This window comes from Streptomyces malaysiensis subsp. malaysiensis, from assembly GCF_040653035.1.
Lineage (GTDB): Bacteria > Actinomycetota > Actinomycetes > Streptomycetales > Streptomycetaceae > Streptomyces > Streptomyces malaysiensis.
The window spans coordinates 123,038-128,008 of record NZ_JBEZNG010000014.1; the positions used below are offsets into that span (position 1 = coordinate 123,038).

Genomic DNA, 4,971 nt, shown 5'->3' on the forward strand with positions numbered 1-4,971 from the left:
GGCGGGCACCGGACCGCGTCGCCGACGTACGGGTGACGCGGTCCGGACGCCGGTCACGCGGCCGCGCCCCAGGTGACCCGCAGTTCGACCGGGCCGAACTGGCCGTGGTGCTCGTTCATCGGCACCTCACCGGCGAGCCGTACGTCCGGGAAGCGCTCGAACAGGCGTAGCACGGCGACCTTGATCAGCAGCCGGGCGAGGTGCTGACCCGGGCACTTGTGGATGCCGTGCCCGAACGCGAGATGCTGTTCCGGCTTGCGGGTGATATCGAACGTGTCCGGCTCGTCGAAGACGCCCGGATCGCGGTTGGCCGAGGAGTACAACGGGATGACGTTGTCGCCCGCCTTGATGGTCTGGCCGTGCAGCTCGACGTCCTCGACGCAGATCCGCGGGATGCCCAGGGTGTTGAGCGGCAGGAACCGCAGCATCTCCTCGACCGCGCCGTCGATCAGATCCGGGTTCGCCCGTAGGGCCGCCTGCTGCTCGGGGTGGGCCAGTAGCGCGTACAAGCAGTAGCCGACCATCTGCTGTACCGAGCCGTGGCCGGCCAGCAGGAGCACGGCGAACACACCGGTCGCCTCGCCCTCGCTGAGCAGGATCTCGTCGTCGCCGGCCTCGGCCAGCCGGTGCAGCAGCCGGTCGCCCGGCTGGTCGCGCTTCGCGCGTACCAAAGACAGAGCGTGGGCGAAGAACTCACCCAGCACCCGCGCCGATGCCTCCAGGTCGGTGTTGTCGGCGGTGGCGCCGACGACGGCCTCCATCTTGGCCTCGAGCGCGGCGCCCTCCTCTTCGGTGAGGCCGTAGAGGTCGTTAATGACCTGGGACGGCAGGCGTCGGGCGTAGCCGGGGATCAGGTCGGTGCCGGGTCCGGCCGCCTCGATGTCGTCGAGGCAGGCGTCGGCCAGCCGGACGACGATCTCCTCCTGTTTGCGGGCCGCTCGGAGGGTGAAGTCGCGGGCGATCTTCTGCCGGTAGCGGTTGTGCTCGGGTGAGTCCATGCCGGAGAACCAGCCGGGGCGTTCGTCAGGCATGATCCCGGCCGCCGCCGCCGAGCTGAACCGGGGGTCGTTGGTGACCAGCTTGACGTCCTCGGCCGAGCCCAGCAGCCAGTGCTTGACGCCGAAGAGGTCGTACGAGCCGATCACGCCGCTGTCCAGCAGCGCGCGCTGCCCCTGCTCGAGGTCGAACGGACAGCGATCGGTGGGTTTGCTCTCTTGCTGAACCTCGGTACTCATCAGTGGTCCTCCAGGTAGGCGGGGTCAGGCGGCCGGACCCCAGGTGACCTGCAACTCGGCCGGGCTGAACAGGCCCGTGGGGTTCATCGGCACGTCGCCGGCCAGGCGTATGTCCGGGAAACGCTCGAACAGACGCTGCGCCGCGACCTTGATCAGCACACGGGCGAGATGCTGGCCGGGACACTTGTGGATGCCGTGCCCGAACGCGAGGTGCTGCTCGGGCCGGCGGGTGACGTCGAAGGTGTTCGGCTCGTCGAACGCCTTGGGATCCCGGTTGGCCGTGGAGTAGAGCGGGATGACGTTGTCACCGGCCTTGATGGTCTGCCCGTGCAGCTCGACGTCCTCGACGCAGACCCGCGGGACGCCCAGCGGGTTGAGCGGCAGATAGCGCAGCATCTCCTCGACCGCGCCGTCGATCAGATCCGGGTTCGCCCGTAGGGCCGCCTGCTGCTCGGGATGGGCCAGTAGCGCGTACAAACAGTAGCCGACCATCTGCTGCACCGAGTCGTGCCCGGCGAACAGCAGCACGGCGAACACACCGGTCGCCTCTTCCTCGCTGAGCAGGACCTCGTCGTCGCCGGCCTCGGCCAGCCGGTGCAGCAGCCGGTCGCCCTGCTGGTCCCGCTTGAGGCGGACCAGCGACACCGCGTGAGTGAAGAACTCGTTGCTCAGCGTCTTGATGGCGGCCATGTCGGTGGCGCCGACGACGGCCCGCATGCTGGCCTCGAGCGCGGCGCCCTCCTCCTCGCTCAGGCCGTAGACCTCGTTGATGACCTCGGAGGGCAGGCGCTTGGCGTAGCCGGGGATCAGGTCGGTGCCGGGTCCGGCCGCCTCGATGTCGTCGAGGCAGGCATTCGCCACCCGGATCGCGATCTCCTCCTGCTTGCGGGCCGCTCGGAGGGTGAAGTCGCGGGCGATCTTCTGCCGGTAGCGGTTGTGCTCCGGCGAATCCATGCCGGAGAACCAGCCCGGGCGGTCGATGGGCAGCACCTCGGACGGCACGGCCGAGCTGAACCGGGGGTCGTTGGTGACCAGCCTGACGTCCTCGGCCGAGGCCAGCAGCCAGTGCTTGACGCCGTAGAGGTCGTACGAGCCGATGACGCCGCTGTCCAGCAGCGCGCGCTGCTCGTCCTGGATCGCGAACGGGCAGCGGCCGACGGGGGTGGTCTCTTGTTGAACCTCGGTGCTCATCGGCGGTCCTCCAGATGTGGGCGGGCAGGTGCGGTCACGCCACCACTCCCTCGATCTCGACCAGGAGGTCGGTGCGTGCGATGTCGGTGTGCAGCACGGCCACTGTGGCCTCGCGGGAAAACCGCTCGGCGCAGATCCGGCGTACGGCCCGAACGTCCTCGCGGTGTCGTACGTAGACCTTCAGGTGGTCGACGTCGGCCAGCGTGTACCCCCGCCGAAGCCCGTGCCGCCGCAGGTTCTCGGCACTGATCACCTGGGCGATGTTCTCCAGCGCCACGTCGCACTGCCGGGCGACGTCCCCGTGGTGCACGGTCTCGTGGCCGCGGATGCCGGCGGTCGCCGAGACATAGAGCCGGCCGTCGTCCGATCCGGGCGGCGCGAGCCAGGTGGCGCGGGCGAAGATCGGCGGGCGGGGGCCGTACTGCCGTGGGTAGCGGTGAGCCGTCAGCACGGCGGGGTTCTCCAGGTTGACCCGCTCACCGGCGCGGGCGGCGAGGAAGTAGCAGGCGATGCCGCCGCCGTGGGTGCCGATGCCGGTTGCCGCCGGCATGCCGGCCGGTTCGACCCCGCGGGCGTCCAGCGCTTCGGCGCGGCCCACACAGAAGTCGCGGTAGACCTCCATGCCGTCGGCGTTCAGCGTGTTGATGCCGCTGACGTAGTTCCAGGTCCGGGCCAGCCGGGGGTGTCCCAGCTCGCCGATCAGGTCGAAGATCCCGGTGTAGACGGCCGTGGTGCCGTCCGCGTACCGGTCTCCCTCCGGAACCCGGGCGACGCCGAAGAGATAGTCGGCCGTCCGGGCCCAGGCGATGCCGCCGTGGCTGCCCGACTCCTTCGGACCGTCCACCCGCCACACCTCGGCGAACGACTCGCTCTCGTCGGTGGTCGTGTGCACCGCGGTGTGCGGGCGGCCGTCGATCAGGGCCACCCCGCTGTGCCCGGTGCGGTGTTCGATGACGCCGAGCACCGTCTCGTCGTCGGCGAGGTCGGGCGACGCGATCTTCTCGAAGGAGCAGTGCGGCGTGGCTGATCGTCTCGACCGCCTTCGCGGTCCTGGGGTACGCACCAGCACAGCGAAATATGTGCGCGCCACTCCCCGCAACCCCCTAGAACGGGCGCTGGTAATCGCCGGGCGATTCAGGGGGATCATCGGGGGGTTATGGTCGCCGACCGGCTGCTAGCGTTCCCATTATTTGGGCGTGAGTCCCCGATGAATGCGTTTCGTGAATGGTTATTGCCATGGGAGAGGGAACACGTGCAAACCAGGATTCTGTGCCAGCGCGACATCAAGCGGATCCTCTCGGTCGTCGGCCGCGATGTCCTGATGGACCGGTTGATCAGCGAGTTGTACAGCGCCTTCGCGCGGCTGGGCCGCGGTGAGGTCGGCGGGCCGCCACCGCGCACCGGATTCACCCGCGACGGCAACGTTCCCGGCGTCATCGAATTCATGCCCCATCGCGCGGCGGGTGCGGGCGTGACGATGAAGACGGTCAGTTACAGCCCGCGGAATCCCGAACGTCTGCACCTGCCGACAATCGTCGGAACACTGACGCGATTCGACGACGACAGCGGCAGCCTGGTCGCGCTGGCGGACGCCGGCGCCATCACCGCCATGCGGACCGGCGCGGTCGCCGCCATCGCCACCCGGCTGTTCGCCCGGCCCGGCAGCACCACCCTCGCCCTGGTCGGCGCCGGCGCCCAGGCGGTCACCCAGGCGCACGCGCTCAGCCGCATCCTTCCGCTCGAGCGCATCCTGGTCAGCGACATCAAGCCCGAGCACGCGGCGTCGTTCGTGGGCCGGGCCGGCTTCCTCGGCCTGCCCGTCGAGGTCACCGACGCGGCGACCGCGACCGCCTCGGCGGACGTCCTCTGCACGGTGACGTCGGTGCCGGCCGGTGGGGGACCGGTCGTTCCGGCGGCGCCGCGCCTACAGCATCTGCACATCAACGCGGTCGGTGCGGACGAGCCGGGCAAATTCGAGCTGCCCCGGGCGCTGCTGGACGAGGCGTTCATCTGCGTCGACCACCCCGGGCAGGCACGGGCCGAGGGCGAGTTCCAGCAGCTGCCCGACCGGGACCTCGGCCCGTCCCTGGCCGAGCTGTGCGCGGCGCCCGAGACTGCCGTCGCATACCGGGAAAACCTGAGTGTTCTCGACTCGACCGGCAGCGCGTTCGCCGACCACATCGCGTTCGACGTGCTGCTCGGCTTCGCCGACGAACTCGGCCTCGGTCAGAAGATGGCCATCGAGTCCACTCCCGAGGACGTCCTCGACCCGTACTCGTTGCAGGGCTGAGGTTCACCGCCGCGAGAGCGCGCGCCGTTGGGCGGCGCCTCGCCGGCCACGCCTGGCCGGCGGCGGTGCTGCCCAGCATCAGCCGCGTCATCGGCTCCACTTGGCGGAGAGCTTTGTCAGCAGCTCGGAGATGGCGGTGTGTTCCTCCTCGGTCATGTCCAAGTCCTCGTCGTCCAGCTCGTCGATCTCCTCGAGCAGGGCGTACACACCGGCGCCGTCGAGGTCGGCGGCGCTCAGCTCGTCCAGCCGCGCGGC

General features: G+C 69.8%; 4 protein-coding genes. 1 reads left to right on the forward strand and 3 read right to left on the reverse strand.

What is annotated here, in order from left to right; all coding sequences use genetic code 11:
* Positions 1 to 53 precede the first annotated feature (53 nt).
* From AB0E24_RS26355 to AB0E24_RS26365, 3 genes are read right to left on the reverse strand one after another with little or no spacing between them, the layout of a single operon-like run.
* Positions 54 to 1,235: a C9 hydroxylase cytochrome P450 gene (locus AB0E24_RS26355; RefSeq protein ID WP_359380522.1), complete on the reverse strand. Its 1,182-nt coding sequence runs from the start codon at positions 1,233 to 1,235 to the stop codon at positions 54 to 56.
* Between the two features lie 24 nt (positions 1,236 to 1,259).
* Positions 1,260 to 2,426 (reverse strand): C9 hydroxylase cytochrome P450, encoded by a 1,167-nt coding sequence (locus tag AB0E24_RS26360; protein WP_359380524.1) that lies wholly within the window; start codon positions 2,424 to 2,426, stop codon positions 1,260 to 1,262.
* Positions 2,427 to 2,460: 34 nt separating this feature from the next.
* A complete protein-coding gene (locus tag AB0E24_RS26365) occupies positions 2,461 to 3,489 on the reverse strand; it encodes an FkbO/Hyg5 family chorismatase (RefSeq protein ID WP_359380526.1) in 1,029 nt (342 codons plus the stop codon).
* A 189-nt stretch (positions 3,490 to 3,678) separates the two neighbouring features.
* Between AB0E24_RS26365 and AB0E24_RS26370 the strand changes: the two genes are divergently transcribed.
* Entirely contained in the window at positions 3,679 to 4,716 is a 1,038-nt protein-coding gene (locus AB0E24_RS26370; RefSeq protein ID WP_359380528.1) for an ornithine cyclodeaminase family protein, read from the forward strand.
* The last annotated feature ends 255 nt before the right edge of the window (positions 4,717 to 4,971 follow it).

Coding starts and splice junctions, on each gene's coding strand:
- AB0E24_RS26360 (WP_359380524.1), bottom strand. CDS start 2,426: ATGAGCACCGAGGTTCAACAAGAGACCACCCCCGTCGGCCGCTGCCCG.
- AB0E24_RS26355 (WP_359380522.1), bottom strand. CDS start 1,235: ATGAGTACCGAGGTTCAGCAAGAGAGCAAACCCACCGATCGCTGTCCG.